Annotated in this window: 17 protein-coding genes and 2 pseudogenes; 6 read left to right on the plus strand and 13 right to left on the minus strand. The window is 60.6% G+C overall.

Translation table 11 applies throughout. The annotated features are described in order from the left end of the window. Nucleotides 1–3: 3 nt before the first annotated feature. From A3AY_RS0111060 to oiaX, 9 genes are all read right to left on the minus strand, one after another. The gene (locus tag A3AY_RS0111060) at nucleotides 4–1,068 is read right to left on the minus strand and encodes an ABC transporter permease (protein WP_018325742.1); all 1,065 of its coding nucleotides are present in this window, start codon (nucleotides 1,066–1,068) and stop codon (nucleotides 4–6) included. Beyond that, nucleotides 1,068–2,624, minus strand: coding sequence for a sugar ABC transporter ATP-binding protein (locus A3AY_RS0111065; protein WP_018325743.1), 1,557 nt, complete (start codon nucleotides 2,622–2,624; stop codon nucleotides 1,068–1,070). Before A3AY_RS0111065 ends, A3AY_RS0111060 begins: the two co-directional genes overlap by 1 nt. A 1-nt stretch (nucleotide 2,625) precedes the next feature. Next, entirely contained in the window at nucleotides 2,626–3,270 is a 645-nt protein-coding gene (locus A3AY_RS0111070) for a DUF2291 family protein (protein WP_018325744.1), read from the minus strand. Nucleotides 3,271–3,343: 73 nt separating this feature from the next. Continuing rightward, nucleotides 3,344–4,285: a D-ribose ABC transporter substrate-binding protein gene (locus A3AY_RS0111075; protein ID WP_018325745.1), complete on the minus strand. Its 942-nt coding sequence runs from the start codon at nucleotides 4,283–4,285 to the stop codon at nucleotides 3,344–3,346. Nucleotides 4,286–4,363: 78 nt separating this feature from the next. After that, entirely contained in the window at nucleotides 4,364–5,191 is an 828-nt protein-coding gene (locus A3AY_RS0111080; RefSeq protein ID WP_018325746.1) for a phosphogluconate dehydrogenase C-terminal domain-containing protein, read from the minus strand. 124 nt (nucleotides 5,192–5,315) lie between these two features. Then, nucleotides 5,316–5,753, minus strand: a complete 438-nt coding sequence (gene derI / locus A3AY_RS0111085; RefSeq protein WP_018325747.1) for a D-erythrulose-4-phosphate isomerase — start codon at nucleotides 5,751–5,753, stop codon at nucleotides 5,316–5,318. A 30-nt stretch (nucleotides 5,754–5,783) separates the two neighbouring features. Continuing rightward, complete coding sequence (locus tag A3AY_RS0111090) at nucleotides 5,784–6,545, minus strand: triose-phosphate isomerase (protein ID WP_018325748.1); 762 nt, start codon at nucleotides 6,543–6,545, stop codon at nucleotides 5,784–5,786. A gap of 18 nt (nucleotides 6,546–6,563) precedes the next feature. Continuing rightward, nucleotides 6,564–7,904, minus strand: coding sequence for a four-carbon acid sugar kinase family protein (locus tag A3AY_RS0111095; RefSeq protein WP_018325749.1), 1,341 nt, complete (start codon nucleotides 7,902–7,904; stop codon nucleotides 6,564–6,566). Between the two features lie 5 nt (nucleotides 7,905–7,909). Next, nucleotides 7,910–9,163, minus strand: coding sequence for a 3-oxo-isoapionate-4-phosphate decarboxylase OiaX (oiaX, locus tag A3AY_RS0111100; RefSeq protein WP_018325750.1), 1,254 nt, complete (start codon nucleotides 9,161–9,163; stop codon nucleotides 7,910–7,912). A 195-nt stretch (nucleotides 9,164–9,358) separates the two neighbouring features. On the opposite strand from oiaX, the gene A3AY_RS0111105 reads away from it, so the two are divergent. Further along, on the plus strand, nucleotides 9,359–10,063 hold the full coding sequence (locus tag A3AY_RS0111105; protein WP_018325751.1) for a transcriptional regulator NanR: 705 nt from the start codon (nucleotides 9,359–9,361) through the stop codon (nucleotides 10,061–10,063). A gap of 310 nt (nucleotides 10,064–10,373) precedes the next feature. Here A3AY_RS0111105 and A3AY_RS0111110 read toward each other — a convergent pair whose 3' ends face one another. The 4 genes and pseudogenes from A3AY_RS0111110 to A3AY_RS35050 all read right to left on the minus strand — a co-directional run bounded on the left by A3AY_RS0111110 (nucleotide 10,374) and on the right by A3AY_RS35050 (nucleotide 13,112). Then, a complete protein-coding gene (locus A3AY_RS0111110) occupies nucleotides 10,374–10,820 on the minus strand; it encodes a hypothetical protein (RefSeq protein ID WP_018325752.1) in 447 nt (148 codons plus the stop codon). Further along, nucleotides 10,817–11,143, minus strand: coding sequence for a hypothetical protein (locus A3AY_RS39100; protein ID WP_154663277.1), 327 nt, complete (start codon nucleotides 11,141–11,143; stop codon nucleotides 10,817–10,819). Before A3AY_RS39100 ends, A3AY_RS0111110 begins: the two co-directional genes overlap by 4 nt. Before the next feature lies 1 nt (nucleotide 11,144). Further along, nucleotides 11,145–11,833, minus strand: a pseudogene (locus A3AY_RS41425) (SOS response-associated peptidase family protein). Nucleotides 11,834–12,129: 296 nt separating this feature from the next. Continuing rightward, a pseudogene (locus A3AY_RS35050) lies at nucleotides 12,130–13,112 on the minus strand (IS110 family RNA-guided transposase). A 312-nt stretch (nucleotides 13,113–13,424) separates the two neighbouring features. Here A3AY_RS35050 and A3AY_RS0111125 point away from each other — a divergent pair. From A3AY_RS0111125 to A3AY_RS0111145, 5 genes are all read left to right on the plus strand, one after another. Continuing rightward, nucleotides 13,425–14,429 (plus strand): sugar ABC transporter substrate-binding protein, encoded by a 1,005-nt coding sequence (locus tag A3AY_RS0111125; RefSeq protein ID WP_018325754.1) that lies wholly within the window; start codon nucleotides 13,425–13,427, stop codon nucleotides 14,427–14,429. 74 nt (nucleotides 14,430–14,503) lie between these two features. Beyond that, nucleotides 14,504–16,045: a sugar ABC transporter ATP-binding protein gene (locus tag A3AY_RS0111130; protein WP_018325755.1), complete on the plus strand. Its 1,542-nt coding sequence runs from the start codon at nucleotides 14,504–14,506 to the stop codon at nucleotides 16,043–16,045. After that, nucleotides 16,035–17,084: an ABC transporter permease gene (locus A3AY_RS0111135; RefSeq protein ID WP_018325756.1), complete on the plus strand. Its 1,050-nt coding sequence runs from the start codon at nucleotides 16,035–16,037 to the stop codon at nucleotides 17,082–17,084. The genes A3AY_RS0111130 and A3AY_RS0111135 overlap by 11 nt, the downstream gene beginning before the upstream one ends. Then, nucleotides 17,084–18,076 (plus strand): ABC transporter permease, encoded by a 993-nt coding sequence (locus A3AY_RS0111140; protein ID WP_018325757.1) that lies wholly within the window; start codon nucleotides 17,084–17,086, stop codon nucleotides 18,074–18,076. The genes A3AY_RS0111135 and A3AY_RS0111140 overlap by 1 nt, the downstream gene beginning before the upstream one ends. A 31-nt stretch (nucleotides 18,077–18,107) precedes the next feature. Beyond that, the gene (locus tag A3AY_RS0111145; protein ID WP_018325758.1) at nucleotides 18,108–19,322 is read left to right on the plus strand and encodes an SfnB family sulfur acquisition oxidoreductase; all 1,215 of its coding nucleotides are present in this window, start codon (nucleotides 18,108–18,110) and stop codon (nucleotides 19,320–19,322) included. The last annotated feature ends 217 nt before the right edge of the window (nucleotides 19,323–19,539 follow it).

Consider the following 19,539-nt stretch of genomic DNA (forward strand, 5'->3'; position numbering starts at 1 on the left):
TTTTCAACCCTTCTTTGCCAATTGCATCAACGTCACCTGCTGCTGCAAGCGGCGCTGGGCTTGGTCGACCACCACCGCAACGATGATGACGATACCCTTGATCACCATCTGCCAGAAGGAGGAAACACCCATCATCACCAGGCCATCGGACAGGATGCCAATGACGAAGGCGCCGATGATGGTGCCACCGATCGTCCCGCGACCCCCGGACATCGAGGTGCCACCGAGAACGGCTGCGGCGATTGCGTTAAGCTCGAACGAGTTGCCGGTTGCCGGGTGCGAGGCCATCAGTTCGGAGGAGATGACGATGCCGACGATGGCGGCGCAGAAGCCGGAGAACATGTAGACGAACATCTTGACGCGATCGACGCGGATGCCGGACATGCGAGCGGCGCGCTCGTTGCCGCCGACAGCGAAGATCTGGCGGCCGATCGGCACATATTTGGCGACATAGGCGGCGGCGAGCGCAACGACGATCAGGATCCAGATCGACACCGGCAGGCCGATGATGCGGCCGGAGCCGAGGAAACCGAAGCCGGTGGTGGAAAGCTCGGTCTTGCCGACGAGGTTCGGGAAGGTCTGGCCGTCGGACGAGAGCAGCGCGAAGCCGCGGGCGACGTAGAGCGTGCCGAGCGTGGCGATGAAGGGGGCGACGTTGAGTTTGGTAATGAGCAGTCCGTTGACCGCACCAATGACGACGCCGACGGCGAGGGTGATCAGGCAGACCTCGACGACGTTGAAATACATCGTATAGCCGAACTGCAGATCGATGCCGTTGAGGATCAGACCGCCGGCGACCATGCCGCAAAGGCCGACGATCGAGCCGACCGAAAGGTCGATGCCGCCGGTGATGATGACGAAAGTCATGCCCATGGCGAGGAAAGCATTCAGCGCCACATGCTTCGACATCAGGATGATATTGGCTGTCGACAGAAAGTTCGGCGCGAAGATCGAGAAGAAGGCGATGACGGCAAAGAGCGCAATGAACGTCCTGAGCTTCATCAGCGTCAAAAGGATGGAGCCGCTATCGGTTGCCGGTGCATTTTCGGTCACGGTTGCCGTGGTCATCACGCAATTTCCCCAATGGTTTTGTGTTCGGCCGATTTGTGTCCCTCGGACGCAGCCTTGACGATGAGCTCTTCGGTGGCATCCGCCCTGTCAAGGATCGTCGTTACCTTGCCGTTGCTCATCACGACGATGCGGTCGGACAGCGCCATGACCTCCTCGAGGTCGGAGGTGGAAAACAGGATGGCGAGGCCTTCACCGGCGAGCCTGCGCATGGTGCGGAAGACATCCGCCTTGGCGCCGACATCGATGCCGCGGCTCGGCTCGTCCATCAGCAGCACCTTCGGATTGGTCATCAGCGCCTTGCCAATCACGACCTTCTGCTGGTTGCCGCCGGACATTGAGGTGACGTCGAAATCTGGATTCGGCGCCTTGATCGAGAGGTTGCGGACCTGCTCCTTGACAGCCGCCTGCTCGCGCTCGCCGGAAATGTGGACGCCGAATTTCACGAATTTTTCGAGGCTCGCAAGCGTTAGATTGGAGGCGATCGACAGGACCTGCACAAGGCCTTCGCGTTGCCGGTCTTCCGGGATGAGGGCAAGTCCCTTGCGGATACGGGTGGAGGTATCCTTGGCGACGATCTCTTCGCCGGCGACGAAGATCTTGCCGGTGGAGTGCGCATGCTGGCCAATGACGCATTCGAAGAACTCGCTACGGCCGGCGCCCATCAGGCCATAGATCCCCAGCACTTCGCCTGTCTTGACCGAGATCGACAGATGATCGACGGCGAGGCCGCCGGTCCGGCGCGGCAGGCAGATGTCTTCGACGCGAAAGGCTTCCTTGCCGAGCTTGTGATCGACGGATTTGGCGAAATCCTTGGCATCCGAGCCGATCATCGAGCGGACGATCCACTTGGTGTCGATGTCGCGCACCATCGCCTGGCCGGTGATCTGGCCGTCGCGCAGCACGGTGATGTAGTCGCCGATGCGCATCAGCTCCTCGAGCCGATGCGAGATATAGACGATGGCGACGCCTTGTGCCTTCAGTTCGCCGATCACTTTGAACAGGATATCGACTTCGGCGGCAGACAGGGCCGAGGTCGGCTCGTCGAGAATGAGGATGCGGGTGTCGAGCGAGATCGCCTTGGCGATTTCGACGAGCTGCTGCTGGCCGATCGGCAGGTCCTCGACCATGGTCTCGGCGCTGATGCCGGCATCCAGCTTGTCGAGGAAATGATTGGCCTTTTCGACCTGCGCTTTGTGATCGATGCCGCGAATGCCGCGGGTGATCTCCCGGGTCGCGAAGATGTTTTCGGCTACCGAGAGGTTGCCGAACAGATTGAGTTCCTGGAACACCATGCCGATGCCATGCCTCTGCGCATCGGCCGGGGAGTTGAACTCGACTTCCTTGCCATCGAGCAGGATGCGGCCGAGAGAGGGTTTCTCGACGCCGGCGATCATGCGCATCAGCGTCGACTTGCCGGCGCCGTTTTCGCCGACGAGCACGTTGACCGCGCCGCGCTTCAGTTCGAGGCTCGCATGCTTGACTGCGACGATGCCAGAATAGACTTTCGTCACGTCGTCGAGCTTTAGGATGGTCTCGTGTGTCTCGGCTGCCATGTCAGCCGCCTATCGTAATGGTGGCGGGCGTCAGCAACGCCGACTGGCCAGCGGACGGCAGGGGATAGGCGCCGAGCGCTTCCACATGTTTGCCTTCGAGGCTTTCGCGCGGCAGCTTTTCGAGCGTCAAGGCGTTGACATGGCTGTTGAAGGCCTTGCCGAATTCAGCCCACTGGATCTGGTTCTTGAATTCGTTGAAATTGACGAAGTCGAGGCTGTCGCGGATCGCGGTGCCCTTGATGACCGGGCCGATCTGGACGCGCACATCCGCCTTGCCGTCGCCATCTACATCAGTGTCGAGGTAGGCAGCACGGGATTTCGTTTCGGCCTTGACGATCGTGCCGGAGACTTTCGCGGCAAATGTCCAGGGCGCCGTGCCGTCCTTTTCCTTGTGGCCGTATTTTGCCGCGGCGGCATCGAGATCGGATTTCGACAGAGCGGAAACCTCCTGGAAGGTTCCGGCGCGCGTTTCCAGGAACGGAATGACTTTTGCTTCCCATACTTCCGCGACCTGGCGATCGGGATTGAACCCGCCGCTTGCAGCTTCTGCGGCCTCTTCGGGCGTCGGCGTCTTGATGATCTTGCAACCGGGCACGGCCAGCACGATGGCGAGCGAGATTGCGGCGGCTGTCACGATGTTCGGCATGGAATTCTGCTCCGGCACATGGAAATAAACGCAGGGCGGAGTGTGTCCGCCCTGCGCGCATTCTTTGGGAGGATCAGTTGGTAAGCGCGAAGGTTTCGAGCTTGACGGAATTCTCGCCGTTGATCAGCACACAATCCATGAGCTGCTTTTCCTCGGCCGGTCCCTTACCCGTCTTGATAAAGACGTCGGCCTGCTCGACTGCCATCTGCGCCTGCGCGTAAGCCGGTTGCAGCACGGTCGCCTTGATGCCGCCTGAGGCGATGCTATCGCGCACGTCGTTGGAGCCGTCGAAGCCGACGACGATCACGTCCTTGCGGCCGGCGGCCTGGAGAGCGGCGATTGCGCCCATGGCCATCGTGTCGTTGCCGGAGATGACGCCCTTGATATCCGGGTTCGCCTGCAGGATGGTCTCCATCTTGGAGTAGCCCTCCGTCTGGCTCCAGTTGGCCGACTGCTGGGCGACCATCTTCATGTCCGGATATTCGTCGATGATGTCGTGGTAACCCTTGGAGCGGATGCCGGCGTTAAGATCGGCTTCGCGGCCGAGCAGTTCGACATAGTTGCCGGCCTCGCCCATCAGCTTGACGAACTCTTCGGCACCGAGCTGCGCGCCCTGATAGTTGTTGGAAACGATCTGCGAGACGGCAACGCCGGTGGCGTTGATTTCACGGTCGATCAGGAAGGAGGGAACGCCTGCGTCCTTGGCCTTCTGAACGGCAGCAATCGAGGCTTCCGAGCCCGCATTGTCGAGAATGATCGCCTTTGCGCCGCGGCCGATAGCGGTATCGATCAATTGCGATTGCTTGTTGGCATCGTCGTCATGGACGAGAACCAGGGTTTCGTAGCCGAGTTCCTTGGCCTTGGCTTCCGCGCCGACGGCTTCAGCCTTGAAGAACGGGTTGTCGTGCGAGGGGGTGATGATGGCGATGAGGTCGGCGGCAAAGGCCGGCATCGCAACGCCCAGTGAAAGGGCGCAGGCAAAGGCGGTAAGGGTTAGTCTGCGTGTTAGTTTCATGTGGTTCCTCCCAAGTGATTTGATCGGCCCCGTTCCCGGCGGAGCCGATGATTGTCAGGCCTTAGAGCCTGACGGCGATCAGGTGATGCGCCGAATGCTCTCGGCGATCTCCTGTGGTTCGAAGACTTTTTTCCAGTCGTCGCGCATCAGCGCCGGGATGCCGAATTCAATGGCTTTGTTGCAGGCATCGGAGAAAACGCCCTGCACTTCGCCGAAGATCACGGCGCCGAGCACGTTCATGTGGCCGAGCAGGAAGTCACGAGCGGCCTCCTCCGGCACACCGCGTTTCACACACTCGTCCATGGCCTGCTTCATGACGACCAGCAGCGAGGCGCAGACGGTTTCCGATAGGCCCGGCTCCAGCATCGCCATCTGCTCGACAGTAACGCGATGCGAGCGCATGACCGGCGACCAGATGACCATGGCGATCTCTTCGCCGAGGCCGTAGGCCTCTTCCGGTCCCTGCATCAGGGCGGAAACGATATGTTGCTTGGCAAACAGACCGCCGAAATGATCCCTCTTCGCGGCCATGTCCGTTTCGTCGTTGAAGATCGGCGGATGGCAGGGATGGGTGACGAAATAGGTGAGATCGGCCCGCACCGGCAGGTGGCCGGCAAAGGGGGCGGCCGCGTCGAGAGCCACAACCATGGTGCCGGCTGCGAGCGTGTCGACGATGCTGGCCGCGACCTTCCCGATTGCCGTATCCGGAACGGCGAGAATGACGACGTCGGCGCCATCCAGCCCGGCATTGGCCGGCACGCACGAGATCTCGAGATCGTTTTTCAGCCGCGCCTGACCCGCGTCGCTGACTTCGATGTGGCGCACGTCAAAGCGCGAGCCTTTTAGGTTCTTCGCCAGCCGGTAGCCCATTTTGCCGCCGGCGCCGAACAGAGCAATTGACGTCATTTTTCCTCGCTTATGTCTATTTGCGATGACTATATGCGACTGGTATAATGAGTCAATCAGTATATCAGCGGAACGACGAATTTTTCCTAAAGAAGATTCACCGGCTCGCAGCCCGCTTGCTCGGTTACTTCACCCTGTCCAGTCGGTTGATGGCCTCGACATTTTCGGCGGACGCGCCGTTGGGGTCGAAGTCGGATTCCAGCCATTTGTCGACGATCCTCTTGGCAAGTTCCGGGCCGATGACGCGGGCACCCATGGTGATGATCTGCGCGTTGTTAGACTTCGCCGCGCGTTCAGCCGAATAGGTGTCGTGGGTCAGAGCGGCGCGGATGCCGGGCACCTTGTTAGCCGAAATCGCTACGCCGATGCCCGTGCCGCAGATCAGAATGCCGCGCTCGTTCTGACCATCGATGATGGTCTGCGCCAGCGCCAACGACAGGTCGGCATAGTAGCCGGATTGGCTGAGGTCGCTGACCTTAAGGTGCGGCCGGGTGGCTAAATGGGCGGCTATGACCTCGAGCAGCGGCCTGCCCGCGCTGTCTGCTCCGATGGCGATATTCATGGGATGTCCTTCCGTTTGTCGTATCCTGGTTCAGGGGAGCGCCTTGGAGACGCGGCCAAGAATGTCGAGATAGCCGGAAACCGCCCAGGCCGAGCGGCCGATGAACAGCCCGTCGATATGGGCGCAGGCGGCGAACTCCACGCAATTGTCTGGATTGACGCTACCGCCATAGAGCACCGGGATTTTGCGCCCGAGCACGGCTTGCGCGGCTGCGGAGATTTTCGCATGGCGCGCATCGGCATAGTCCGAGGATGCCGGAATGCCCTTGACGCCGATCGCCCAGACCGGCTCGTAGGCGAGCAGGATGTCAGCATTCTTAGCCTCGCCCTGAAGCCGCCCGAGCGCACCTTCGACCTGCGCCTTCAGCACCGCGTCCGCCAGCCCGCTCTCGCGCTCCACAAACGTCTCGCCGATGCAAATCAGCGGAATCAAAGCATGACGCACGGCGCTCTCGACCTTCAATCCAACAGTCTCGTCCGTCTCGCCGAAGAATTCTCGGCGCTCGCTATGGCCAAGTTCGACCAGATCGAGCCCGCAATCGACCAGCATCGGTCCAGAAATCTCGCCGGTCCAGGCGCCGGCATCGTCCCAGTGCATGTTCTGGGCTCCAATCTTCACGGAGGTACCCTTCAGCGCCGCCTTGACCTCACGCGCGGCGGTGAACGGCGGGATGACAAAGCGCTGAATACGCGCATCGCGCGCGGCATCCGTAACGACAAGAGCATTCGCAAAGGCGAGAGCCTCCGAGAGCAGCTTGTTCATCTTGAAGCTCGTCCCTACCCAGAACGTCATCGTTTCATTCCCCCTCGATTACGCCTGCACGCCGTCCCGGATCTGCGAGAAATAGCCATCCGAACCCACCTGGCCGCCCTTCAGGGCGATCTGCAGACCGTTCGTCGCGGCGTGCGTGCCATGGGCTGTACAGAGGGGGGAACCGGGCGTCTGGGGCAGCGGTAGCAGGGTCGTCAACGCCTCCACGTTCAACTCGCGCAGCGCATGGCTTGACGTGTCACCGCCCGCGATGACGACGCGTTTCAGGTGCTGTTCCTCAACCAGGCGACGCAGGATTTTGCCGAGCAATCGGCCGAGGCGATGGCGACTACCGGCAGTCCTGTCGATATCGCTGCCGCGGTCGGCGGACGGACCGAGTGCTGTGTTGAGGATGACGCTGCTGCCCTGTTGAAGACATTCGATGCCCGCGGCGACGGCACGTTCCACCGCAGCGTTACCATTCTCGCCGAGCAGTTCCATCGGCTCGAGGTCGATGCCGGCAAAGCCGTTTTCGGTGGCGTGGCGGATCTGGCGTTCGGTGGTGGGCGAGACGCTACCGGAAACGATCGCGATGCGGTCGACCTTTCCGGGGAGCGGAAAAGTCCTGCGTCCTTGCGTCAGCCCGGCTTGCGACCAGGCGGTAAGGAGTGCGTATTCGACGCCCGACGAACCACAGACGAACCAGCCATTGCCGGGGTTCCGCCGCCAGAGCTGGCGACCGGCATTGACCTGGCTTTCGGCGCTGTCGACGTCGAACAGTATAATGCCGTCTGCGCTTTTGCAGAGGGCATCGATTCTGTCATCGGCGTCTGTGGCGGCCAGCATCGAGAGATCGGCAAGCCGGGCCTCAAGCTCCGTCTGTCCCTTGAGGTGCAAGCGCAGGTCTGCCTCCGCAATGGGGGTCACAGGGTGGCGGTTCATCACGGGATGACGGTCGATGCGATAGACCTCGCCCTGATAGGCGGCGAAGAGATGGCCGAAGGCTGTATAGCGTTTCAGTTGCGGCGCGCCGACGATGAGGGGAACATAGGCCTGATCGAACAGTCTTTTTCCGATCTCGACCGCCTTACCGATACTGCCGATCTGCGGGCTCGAGTCGAAGGTCGAGCAAACCTTATAATGGCAGATAGCGGCATTCAGGCTTTTCAACCATGCCAGGGCGGGCGTCAGGTGTTCATCCATCCAGTCCGGGGCTTGACTGCGGCTCGTGCCGGCAAGACCAATGGCGCGGCAATGGCTGAAGCGATGCAGAAGACCTTCATCCGGGATGTTCATGAACAGGACGGTCTCCACGCCGTTGGAGGCGAGCGCTTCCATGACATCGGTGGAGCCGGTGAGGTCGTCGCCATAATAGGAAAGGAGTAGATCGTGTGTCGTCATGGCTCTTACTCGCCTTTGCCGAATTTTTTGAGCGACGCTGCCAACTCGGGATGGTCCTCGGCATAGGTTTCGAGCGGGATGTCCGCAACCGCTGCTTGCCAGGCCTGCTGCACGGCATGCACGCCGGCGGCAGGCCCGCCCGGATGGCTGACGATGCCGCCGCCGCACAGATAGAGAAGATCAGTCGTGCGGCCGGTGCGGTGATAGGTTTCCGGCGCTTGCCCGCCCCATTGACCCGAGCCTGCAACAGGGAGCGCGCAGTCGGACGTGTCGAACAGCGGCGTAGTGACAGCCTTGAAAGACTCGACGAAGCTCTCGTCCGGTTCCCAGTACTTAACGCCGATGCCGTTGATCTGGAACTGGTCGACGCCGAGCAGCCGCCAGAATTGCTGCCAGACCTTGAAATCGAAACCAATGCCGGGATGGCGCGTCAGCACATCCCAGCCGTTGCGATGAGCGTGCAACGCGAGGCCAGAGCGTTTGCGCACAAATGCCATGCCGCCCATGCCGATGGAGTTGATGTTGACGACGGCGCAGTTCCCACCCGCCTTTAGAACGAGGTCGTGGTTTCGCATCATCTCGTCCGGATCGGTGTGCGAGATGCCGAACGCATACATCACCTTCTTGCCGGTCTTCTGCTCATGATCGAGGATCTTGGGCATGATGGCGGCAACGCGTTCCTTGAGCGGAGAATAGACCGGGCTCATGAGTTTCTCGTCGTCCTTTATGAAATCGACGCCGGATTGGATGAGTTCGCCGACGAGTTCCGCGGTTTCCTGCGGACGCAGGCCAAGCGCAGGCTTGACGATGGTGCCGATGATCGGGCGGTCGTAGACGCCGGTGAGCTTCCGGCTCCCGGCAAGACCGAACTGCGGGCCGGGATAGACGCCGCGATAGGCCTCCGGCAGCTTGAGATCCACAACCCTCAGGCCGGTCATGCCGCGAATGGAAAAGATGCCGCCGACAGCAATGGTCATCAAAGCGGAGAGATCGGTGCCGATGGCATCGAGCGGGAAGGCGATATCTGCCTCGGCGCGGTGGCTGATGCCGTGCCCCGCCGGTGCCTCCGGCCAGCTTGGGGACGGCGCATCGGGAAGGGGACGAATGGCGAGCACACGGGCGGCGACGCGGGCCTTCAGTTCCTGTGTCTCACCTGGAACCGGTACGAAGGTACCTGTCGACTGGTCGCTGGCGATCTTTTCCGCCATGGCGTCGACGCTGCCCGGCGTTTCAATACGGTAGGTAAGGGTGATCATCATGAATTGTCCGTTGCTCCTCTCGCCAACATGCTCATTGATGACGCCAACTCATTATCTGGTATAATGAGTATTCCAATTCGCGCAAGATGTTTTAGGTTATCCCTGGAAAGTTTTCGGCTTAAAACGGCGACTTGATCTTTCCTTGCCAGTGAGCTCAGGTGCATAAGGAGGAAGACCTTGACCCAGCGAGTCAGCATGAGCCAGCCAGTAGAGCAGATCGTGAGGCGCAAACTCTCCGATGAAGTGTTTGACCGTCTTGAGCGAATGATTATATCGGGTGAATTGAAGCCGGGCGACGACATGCCGTCGGAACGTGTCCTCATGGAGCGCTTTGGCGTCGGCCGCCCCGCGATACGGGAAGCAATGCAATCGCTGGCCAACATGGGCCTCGTGGCGATTTCGCATGGCGAGCGGGCGAAGGTTTTGGAGTTGACCGCGCAGTCCATCTTCCGGCAAGTCGATGCGACCGCGAAGATCATGTTGTCGCGATCATCCGACTCGCTGGAACACCTGAAAAACGCGCGTATCTTTTTCGAGCGAGGGATGGCACGCGAAGCAGCCGCAAAAGCCACCGAGCGGGACATCGAAGAACTGCGCGAAATCCTCGAACGGCAGCGGCGATCATTGGGAAAAGCCGAAGAATTCATTTCCGCCGATATGCAATTTCACACCCGCATCGCCCGGATCTCGGGCAATCCGATCTTCGTTGCAGTCAGCGAGGCGATGTTAGCCTGGCTCAAGGAATATCACACCGACATGCTCATTTGGACCGGCAAGGAAAAGTTCACGCTTGTTGAACACGAGAAGATAGTAGATCGACTGGCAGCAGCGGATGCCGATGGGGCCGAAGTCGCAATGTTAGTGCACCTTGAGAGATCAAGCGCGCTGTATGTGAAGTAGCCGTGGGGGCTGTATTTCCCTCCAATGGCCGACTCTTTTTATAAGGTCTATCGCAACTCCATATTCCCCAGTCCCGCCGGATAGGCTGATCGTGCATCATGTCTCCTCGTCTTTGCATCGCCTGTTCCAGACATTTTTGAACACAAGGCGCCTCGCAATGTGAACACGCGCTTTCGTGAATCGCTTCGCGTGGCGCCTCAAGATCCGCCGGTATCCGTGTCGATCGGGCCAAGGGCACACGGGGTGCGTTTATCAGGGGCTTCCATCAAGGCTACGGGAGCCGACTCACGCCCCCCGAGAGCGCTGCAAGTCAGGAGCTTTGGGGACGTCGCCTGCTCTCTGGCGCGTAGGCCTGCCAGATCGAAACTCCAGTCCAGACGAGCAGGAACATCGGGAGCGGAAGCAATGTTCGGAAGGCGAGCCACGAGTCTGTACTCCAGCTCAGCGCTGCAATGCGCGTGACTACGGTGATTAACAATGCGCATCCTGCCAAGGCAGCATACGTTTGTCGCCATTGCGCAAACGACATCGGCGACTGAAGCTCAAGCAGTACACTTTGAGCGTTCCCCGTCCGCGCGGCCAGTGCCCCGAAAATGATGGCGGCAGGTAACAGTGTCAGCGATAGGCGGAGTTTGATCGAAAGTTCAGTCTCCGAGGAAAGGGGGTGGGATAGCGCATGGATGATGCCGGTGTTTAGTGCCAGAACTAAAATCGAACGCCACAGCACTGCCCACAAAATACGCAGAAAAGCGATCATCGTTCATCTCGGATTGGAAGCGAGAAACGACGGTAGTCATTACCTCCACAAATTGCAACGGGGCCCGAAACTTCAGGAATGAAGTGACCAGCGATCAAGCTCTCAGGAATCCCAATTTGTTCCTTTGAGCCAGGCCGCTCAGCTTCCCGGGTTGGATCGCCCATTCCAGTAGTCGGGGCCAGGTGCTCCGCGCGACGCCATTCAATGATGCCATGGCCACGCTCTTTGCCAAACGAGCCCCACTTCACGCAGCCAGGATAATCGCAGTAGTGATCGAAGTGCACGGGCGCCGCTGGCGGTGGGTTGGTCCGCTCGTCAGACATGTCATCCTCCTGACGGTAGCAGAACCATCCGATCTTCGGGCAAGACCCGCTGCAGAACCTTTGCCACGTCCCACGGCGCGGTAAGCCAGGTCTCGATTTCGTCGCCCTCGGTCAGCAAGACCGCTGGCCTTCTGATGGACCGGCTCGACGATCGCGTTCGGCGTTGTCGTCAGGAATGCGAATAGGTCGGCGGTGATGAGGCCCTCCTTGATCTTGCGGACGCTTTCCCATTGAGGCACCCACATGCCGGCGAAGAACATCAGCGGCCGCTCCGGGCTCCTGGCGAACCACGCGTTCGGGGTTCTTTCGCCTTCGACCTTGTTGGCTGGGTCCGGTTCGGCAAAACTGGTGATCGGCACGACACAGCGGTTTGCCGACGCCCAGCCAGCGTTTCCAATGCATGCTCTCCGTATTGCGGACATTTGTGGTGCCGCCGTCCGGTTCCATCTTCAACAGCTGCTGGAAATCGACATCTTTGCCCTTGGCGCGCAGCTTATTCGCTCTGTTGGTCGCCGCTTCGAACAGCGCCTGGCTGGAGCTCGGCAGCCCCCAGCGCACCATCGCCAGCTCGCGACCGGCTGGCGTATTGCGCACGATCGGCGCCATGCGGTCGGGCCATACCTCGATCTCCGCGCGGGTGGCGCCGCGGATTTCTTCCTGGCTGGTATAGACCCGATAAAGATTGCGGATGTGGACGGCTGCTCCCTCGTCAGGGTTTGAGTATACGAACAACACGATTGCTTGCAATCAGATGTCCGGCCTGTTTGTGCAGATGAGGTCTGCTGGCCGAGATGGTGTTCGCTACACGCGCTCCAAACACATTAGCGACATTGTATGTGCCAGTGTAATCTTCGAAATATCGCGTATACCGATCAATCGTTCGTTCCATCTACTCGTTCCTGCAAGTTCGGTCCCCGAGCCTCTGGTTTGCTTCGCTGGCCGGTGGCATTTATGCAGCGGCTGAGGACTCGGTGCCACTCGCTCGGCTAAAGAACGCCACCTGAGATCATGAGTCGCCAAGCGATGCGGGCAAACGTATTCGCCAGAGCGACCGCGACCAGTTTGGGCGGTTTGCGTTCCAGCATTGCTGCGAGCCAGGGGGAAGGCTTCGTTCGACCTTTTCTAACGTGTCTCAGCCGTGCTGTCGCGCCGACAATGAGCGTTGATCGGATCGCCGGATCGCCCGCCTTGGTGATGCCACCCAGTCTCATCCGGCCGCCAGTTGAATGATCCTTGGGCGTCAGGCCTAGCCAGGCTGCAAAGTGACGTGCGGATGCAAAGTTTTCCGCCGGTGGTGCCTTGATGCTCAACATTGTCGAACCGATGGGCCCGACGCCTGGGATGGTCGCGATGCGTCTGCTGATTTCGTCGTTCGGTGCCATTTCATAAGCTTGGCCTCAACTTCTTCAAGCCTCGCTTCGACTGCCTGATATTCCTTGCTCTTTCGCCAGTTGCGGAAGTGAATCGTCCTCTAAAACTTGCTTGATCAAAGCCGCAACGTTTTGACGACCGGGCGGGCCAATGATGCCGAATTCAGCGGCATAACTCCGGTCGGCATTTGAGAGCTGAGACTTCACGCCGACAGTCTTTCGCGCACGCTCATCAACATGCAGGCAGCCTGTTGGTCGCGCGATTTTATCGGGACAAAGCGCATGGAAGGTCTGCTAACTGCTTCACATCGAGCCTCGGCATCCGCGGCATCGTTCTTTCCGCGTTTTACGTAAGGCTTGACGTATTGCGGTGGGATAAGTCGAACATCGTGGCCGAATGAACCAAGAAGACGTCCCCAATGGTGCGAACTGCCGCAGGCTTCAATTGCGACTAACGTCGGTGGCAGGTTTTCGAAGAACTTTATCATTTCTCGACGCCGCAGCTGGCGGCGTATGACGGTCTCCTCCCCTTTATCGACACCGTGCAACTGGAAGACGTTCTTGGATGTGTCCATTCCAATCCGTAGTACGGGCTTCATGGCATGCGCTCCTCTCGCTCTTAGTTTCATGGCCAACATGCCATGGATCGATCTCAGAGCCGTCCACACCAACACATAGGGGGCACCTCTTCAGGCTGCCCTAAAACATGGCAGGTATTCAGAATATTGGCATGCTGATGGGTCAAGGTTTTCGCGCCTATCGTGGGGGCCAATCCTCTGCGAAACACACAGATCAACACCACTAACGCAAGCCAGATTTTTCGCGTGCCCGTTTCGAATTGGAAAATTCTGCCTGTCTCCGAATTTTGATCTAATAGTACATAGATATTATAGACAACTTTGGAGGCAGGTATGAACAATAAATTTCTTGGCGGCCTGAACCGCCGCAATCTCTTGAAGCTGACGGCTGCGGCTGGCGCTGTCGCCGGCGCGGGGCTTCTGGCGAGCCATCCTGCCTTTGCCGAGGAGGCGCTCTCGCTCAAGGGCAAGCGCATCGGTATCAGCACCGCCGGCACCGACCATTTCTTCGACCTGCAGGCTTACAACGCCCAGATCGAGGAGGTGAAGCGCCTCGGCGGTGAGCCGATCGCCGTCGATGCCGGTCGCAACGACGGCAAGCTCGTTTCGCAGCTTCAGACGCTGATTGCCCAGAAGCCGGATGCGATCGTTCAACTGCTCGGCACCGTCAGCGTCATTGATCCCTGGCTGAAGAAGGCCCGCGATGCCGGTATTCCGGTGCTGACCATCGATGTCGGCACGACCAACTCGATCAACAATTCCACCTCCGACAACTGGGCGATCGGCAAGGACCTCGCGCTGCAGCTCGTCTCGGATATCGGCGGCGAAGGCAATATCGTCGTGTTCAACGGCTTCTACGGCGTCACCCCCTGCGCCATCCGTTACGACCAGCTGGTCAACGTCATCAAGTATTTCCCGAAGGTGCAGATCGTCCAGCCGGAGCTGCGCGACGTTATCCCGAACACGGTACAGGCCGCCTTCACGCAGATCACGGCGATCCTCAACAAGTATCCGGAAAAGGGTTCCATCAAGGCGATCTGGTCGGCCTGGGATATTCCGCAGCTCGGCGCCACCCAGGCGCTGACCGCAGCCGGACGCACCGAGATCAAGACCTACGGTGTCGATGGCAGCCCGGAAGTCCTGCAGCTCATCGCCGACCCGAACTCGCCTGCCGCCGCCGATGTTGCCCAGCAGCCGGCCGAACTTGGCCGCACCGCGATCCGCAATGTTGCCAAGCTCCTCGCCGGCGGCGCTCTGCCGCGCGAAACCTATGTGCCGGCGCTGCTCGCCAACAAGGAAAATGTTGGCGAAATCTCAAGGAAGCTAGGCATCGGCTGATCAGCCCCGATGGTCACGTCGCGGCCGAAAGGCCGCGGTTTTCTTGTCATGTCGACGCAAGGGGATAGATCGCGATGGCAACGTCGGTAAAGTGGTACGAGACGGACGATATCATCAGCCTGAGTGCCATCGTCAAGCGCTTCGGCGGGGCACAGGCGCTCTGTGGCGCATCGCTGTCGGTGAAGCGCGGCACGGTCCACGGTCTCGTCGGCCAGAACGGCGCCGGCAAATCGACGCTGATCAAGCTGCTCGCCGGGCTGCATGAGGCCGACGAGGGCGAGATCGAAATCGACGGTATCGCCTATACCGGCCTTTCGCCGCAAAAGGTTGAACATCTCGGCATTCATTTCATCCATCAGGACAGGCTGCTGGTGCCGACCTTCACCGTGGGCGAGGCTCTTTTCCTCGGGCGGGAGCCGCGTATTGCCGGCACGCCCTTCCTCGATCGCAAGCTGATGCGGCAGAAATCCGCCGACATCCTCGATCGGTATTTCGGTCTTCGCCTGCCGAATTCGGCCCTGATCGACGAACTGACAGCTGCCGAAAAGCAGATCGTCCAGATCACCCGCGCGCTTCTCGACAACCCTAAGGTTCTGGTGTTCGACGAGCCGACGGCAACCCTCGTGCGCCGGGAGGCAGAGCTGCTTTTCAAGCTCATCCGCCGCCTGCGGGACGAGGGCATCACCATCCTCTACATCTCCCATTACCTGAGCGAGATCGTCGATCTCTGCGACACCGTAACGGTCCTGCGCAACGGCCGCGACGTGGCGACGCTTCCGGTCAGGGAGACCTCGGCCAAGGAGATCGGCGCTTTGATGGTCAATCGCGACATCGCCGAGCTTTATCCTAAGCCAAAGATTGCTCAAGGTAGTCCATTTCTTGAGCTCGAGGGGCTTGGGCTTGCCAATCGTTACGCCGATGTCTCGCTGACGCTGCATCGTGGCGAGGTCTTGGGGCTGACGGGGCTGGTCGGCTCAGGCGCAAAGGAACTCCTGCGCACCCTGTTCGGGCTCGAAACCGCGACATCCGGCGCCGTGGTAGTTGAGGGTGATACGGTGTTTCCCGCAAGCCCGGCTGCTGCTGCCGCCAAGCGGCTGGCGCTGGTCCCCGAAGACCGGCGACGCGATGGCGTGGCGCTTGATCTCTCGGTTACCGAGAACACGACGCTCGCCAGTCTCGATCACTTCTCCCGTGCCGGCCTGCTCGACAGGGGGGCCGAGAGGCGCAAAGCGAGCGAGCTGATCGAGCGCCTGCAGATCAAGACGGACAGTGTCGGCGCATTGGTGCGCACCCTGTCTGGCGGCAACCAGCAAAAGGTTGCGATCGCGAAATGGCTGAGCCGCCGGTCGGAAATCTATCTTCTCGACGAACCGTCCGTCGGCGTCGATATCGCCGCCAAAGTCGAGATCTACACGCTGATCGGCGAGCTTGCCCAGCGCGGCGCCGGCATCATCGTGCTGTCCTCCGATATCGACGAGCTGCTTGGCATCACGGACCGGGTGCTCGTCTTCTTCCGAGGCCGGATTATCAGGGAATTCATCTCTACCAAAACACGACCCGATCAGGTTCTTGCCGAACTGACGGGCGCCAACGAGACCCTTCGACATGTCGGTTGACGCTGCCTATCTTTCCCCGTCGCTCCCCGCCTCCATCGGCAACGAAGCAGACGCAACGCCCGCGCCCAGAGGAGCGCTCGGCCGCAGACTCGCAGTCCTTGCCTTGAGGCAGGGTTCGCTGGCCGTCTTCATCGGCGTGCTCGTCTATTTCTCTATCGCCGCGCCATTTTTCCTCTCTGTCGACAATATCGGCAATGTGCTCGGGCAGTCCGCCATTGCCGGCGTTCTGGCGATCGGGCTGACGGTGGTGATCATCGCCGGCGGCTCGAATGTGGTGACCGGCGGCATCGACCTGTCGCTCGCCTCCAATATGGGGCTCAGCGCCGCCGTCTATGCCTCGCTGGTGCAGGCTGGGCAGGGGGATGCGGTTGCGATCATTTGTGCGCTCGGCACCGGGCTTCTGATCGGCGCGGTCAATGCCGCGGCAATCACGCTTGCCGGCATCGTGCCGCTGCTGGCGACGCTCGCCGTCATGAACGTGGTGGCCGGGCTGGAACTGGTGCTGACGCTGAACACCGTCATTCCTGCTTCGACCGAATTCCTCGCCACAGTGTCGGCAACCGGCCCGTTCGGCATTCCGGTGCTTGCCTACCTGCTGCTCGGCTTCACCGCTCTTGTCGCGGCGGTCGTGCAATATACGCCGCTTGGCCTGCGCCTCTATGCCGTCGGCGAGTTTCCGGAGGCGGCCCGCGCCGCGGGGTTGCGCGTCAAGCTTTTCATTTCCGGCGCGTTCCTGGCAAGCGGCCTTTGCGGCGGTCTCGCCGGCATCCTTTCGGTCTCGTATCTGAGCGGCAGCACGACCGGAGCGGGCGACATGCTCCTGCCGGTGGTGGTGACCGCGCTGCTGGGCACCGTGTTTTCCCGCCGTCTGGTACCGACCATCGGCGGAACGCTGCTGGCCACGCTGTTCGTCTCCTTTCTCATCAACGGATTCCAGCTTCTCAATATCTCGAGCACACTGGTCAGCGGCGTTCAGGGTCTGCTGATCCTGCTGGTCGTGTCGGCTACCACACTTCTGCAACGCAAGGGCAACCAGTGATGGCCCAATCTTCCTTCAAGGCGCCTTCGTTCACCGTGTCTGTCCGCGGCCTTGCGCGCTATGCTCTGGTAGCGGTGTTCGTGGTCGTCTTCGCGATCTTCTCCGCTATCGCGCCAGCATTTCTGAGCGGCGCCAATCTTCTGAGCGTGCTCGTCAACAATTTCGCCCTGCTCGCCATCGTCGCGATTGCCATGACCTTTGCGGTCGCGGCCGGGGGGATCGATCTTTCCGTTGGCACGGCCATCGACTTCGCCAGCTTCGCTTTCGTGTCGCTGGTTCTGGCCGGCCAGCCGATCCCGCTTGCGATCCTCGGCGGTCTCGTCGGTGCCAGCCTGGTCGGCCTGTTCAACGCCATCCTGATTTCCGGCGTCGGCATCTCGCCCTTCCTCGCGACGCTCGGCACGCTCTTCGTCGGCCGCAGCGCCCAGCAGCTGCTCACAAATGGCGGCAACCCCGTCTATCTGCCGCCATCCAGCGTGCCGGAGGCATTCCGCTTCCTCGGCCACGGCGGCATCGCCGGCATCCCGGTTCCGTTTGTCGTTGCCTTCGGAGTGATTGCCGGCGCCTATCTCATCCTGTCGCACACCCGCTTCGGCCGGGTGGTGCTGGCAACGGGCATTCAGGCGAGCGTCGTGCGCTATTCCGGCATCGCTTTGTCGCGCTACACCGCAGCGACCTATGTGCTCGTATCCGCGATCGCGGCTGTCGCAGGTTTGATCGTCACATCGACGGTGACCGTCTATATCCCGTCTTCCGGCAACGCCTTCCTGCTCAATGCGATCGGCGCTACCTTCATCGGCACGACGCTTGATCCCCACGGCCGTCCGAATATTCCCGGCACGGTGCTTGGAGTCCTGCTTCTCAGCATCGTCGCCAACGGGCTGCTGCTCTCTGGGCTCAATTTCTACTGGCAGCAGGTCGCCACGGGTCTCCTGATCTTCTCCGTCCTTGCCATCGGTTTCGCCAATCGCAAGGCCGCGTCGCGGGCCTGAGCCTGCGTCTTCCCCATAGAAAGGACTTCTCATGAGCAGTGTCACCAAAATTTCGGAACACCGCCTCTCCGCCCATCGTATCGCCAGTGAGGAAGAAGCGCTGGCGATCGCAAGGGACTTGGCCGACGAATACTCAAGTGGAGCCAGCCGCCGTGACCTTGAGCGGGCGCTACCGTACGAGGAACTGGAGAAACTCTCCGCCTCCGGCCTGCTCGGGATCACCGTTCCGGCCGAATATGGCGGCATTGATGTATCGAATGCCGCTCTTGCCGAGGTCACGGCAATTCTCTCGGAAGCGGATAGCTCAATCGGGCAGATCCCCCAGAACCATTTCTATATCCTCGAGGCGCTACGATATGATGGCAGCGAGGATCAGAAGCGGTTCTATTTCGGCCGGGCGCTGGCCGGTGACCAGTTCGGCAATGCCCTGTCGGAAGTCGGCACGAAAACCGTCGGCCACTTCAACACCCGCATCGTCACGGATGGCGCCGGCTATCGCATCAATGGCCGCAAGTTCTATTCGACCGGGGTGCTTTTCGCCCATTGGGTTGTCGTCTTTGCGCTCGATGAGGACGACCTCCTTACCATGTCATTCGTTCCCAAGGGGACCGAGGGAATCGAGATCGTGGACGATTGGGATGGTTTTGGCCAGCGCACCACTGGCAGCGGCACAACGATCCTTACCGATGTCTATGTCACCCAGGATGCCGTCGTGCGCCATCACAAGGGTTTCGAGCGGCCAACGACAATCGGTTCGGTCGGCCAGATCATCCACGCCGGTGTCGATCTCGGTATCGCGCGAGCGGCGCTGAAGGAAGCCATCGGCTTCGTTCGGGATCGCGCGCGCCCCTGGACCGACAGCGGCGTAGAGCGCGCCGCCGACGATCCGCTCACCATTTCCCGCATCGGCGACCTGGCGATCCGCATCGAGGCTGCGGAAGCGACGCTGGAGCGCGCCGGGCGCAAGGTCGATCAGGCACAGATCACGCTCAGCGAGGAAAACGCTGTCGCGGCAACGCTTTCGGTCGCTGCCGCAAAGGTGCTGACCACGGAAGTCGCCATCGACGCGACCAATATCCTCTTCGAACTGGCCGGCACCGCCTCCACCAAGCGCAGCTTCAACCTGGAGCGCCACTGGCGCAACGCCCGCACCCACACGCTGCACGATCCCGTGCGCTGGAAATACCACGTGGTCGGCAATTACCACCTGAACGGCATCAAGCCGCCGAAGAGCGGCGCCCTCTGATTTCTCGTCCGAATGGTGCAACTGGCCGCAATCTCCCGGGAGCGGCCCTTTTTTATGGGCAAAGAAAATCCGCGGTGTTGGGCCGCGGATTGTTGGTTTCGAGAGTTCCTTTCTCTCGATCGGAACCGGAGAAGAGGTGGAGGCCCGGTGCTCCAGCGTCCCCTCTCCGCGTGAGCGGGGAGAGGGTTAAGGTGAGGGGCAAGACTCGTCCCCCAGA

The organism is Rhizobium giardinii bv. giardinii H152 (genome assembly GCF_000379605.1).
GTDB lineage: Bacteria > Pseudomonadota > Alphaproteobacteria > Rhizobiales > Rhizobiaceae > Pararhizobium > Pararhizobium giardinii.

Excerpts from the sequence above, each read along its gene's own strand:
- A3AY_RS0111105 (WP_018325751.1), top strand. The coding sequence starts at position 9,359 with ATGAGCCAGCCAGTAGAGCAGATCGTGAGGCGCAAACTCTCCGATGAA.
- A3AY_RS0111070 (WP_018325744.1), bottom strand. The coding sequence starts at position 3,270 with ATGCCGAACATCGTGACAGCCGCCGCAATCTCGCTCGCCATCGTGCTG.
- A3AY_RS0111135 (WP_018325756.1), top strand. The coding sequence starts at position 16,035 with ATGTCGGTTGACGCTGCCTATCTTTCCCCGTCGCTCCCCGCCTCCATC.
- A3AY_RS0111090 (WP_018325748.1), bottom strand. The coding sequence starts at position 6,545 with ATGACGTTCTGGGTAGGGACGAGCTTCAAGATGAACAAGCTGCTCTCG.
- A3AY_RS0111075 (WP_018325745.1), bottom strand. The coding sequence starts at position 4,285 with ATGAAACTAACACGCAGACTAACCCTTACCGCCTTTGCCTGCGCCCTT.
- A3AY_RS0111080 (WP_018325746.1), bottom strand. The coding sequence starts at position 5,191 with ATGACGTCAATTGCTCTGTTCGGCGCCGGCGGCAAAATGGGCTACCGG.
- A3AY_RS0111110 (WP_018325752.1), bottom strand. The coding sequence starts at position 10,820 with ATGATCGCTTTTCTGCGTATTTTGTGGGCAGTGCTGTGGCGTTCGATT.
- oiaX (WP_018325750.1), bottom strand. The coding sequence starts at position 9,163 with ATGATGATCACCCTTACCTACCGTATTGAAACGCCGGGCAGCGTCGAC.
- A3AY_RS0111125 (WP_018325754.1), top strand. The coding sequence starts at position 13,425 with ATGAACAATAAATTTCTTGGCGGCCTGAACCGCCGCAATCTCTTGAAG.
- A3AY_RS0111065 (WP_018325743.1), bottom strand. The coding sequence starts at position 2,624 with ATGGCAGCCGAGACACACGAGACCATCCTAAAGCTCGACGACGTGACG.
- A3AY_RS0111145 (WP_018325758.1), top strand. The coding sequence starts at position 18,108 with ATGAGCAGTGTCACCAAAATTTCGGAACACCGCCTCTCCGCCCATCGT.
- A3AY_RS0111095 (WP_018325749.1), bottom strand. The coding sequence starts at position 7,904 with ATGACGACACACGATCTACTCCTTTCCTATTATGGCGACGACCTCACC.
- A3AY_RS0111140 (WP_018325757.1), top strand. The coding sequence starts at position 17,084 with ATGGCCCAATCTTCCTTCAAGGCGCCTTCGTTCACCGTGTCTGTCCGC.
- A3AY_RS0111060 (WP_018325742.1), bottom strand. The coding sequence starts at position 1,068 with ATGACCACGGCAACCGTGACCGAAAATGCACCGGCAACCGATAGCGGC.
- A3AY_RS0111130 (WP_018325755.1), top strand. The coding sequence starts at position 14,504 with ATGGCAACGTCGGTAAAGTGGTACGAGACGGACGATATCATCAGCCTG.
- A3AY_RS39100 (WP_154663277.1), bottom strand. The coding sequence starts at position 11,143 with ATGTCTGACGAGCGGACCAACCCACCGCCAGCGGCGCCCGTGCACTTC.
- derI (WP_018325747.1), bottom strand. The coding sequence starts at position 5,753 with ATGAATATCGCCATCGGAGCAGACAGCGCGGGCAGGCCGCTGCTCGAG.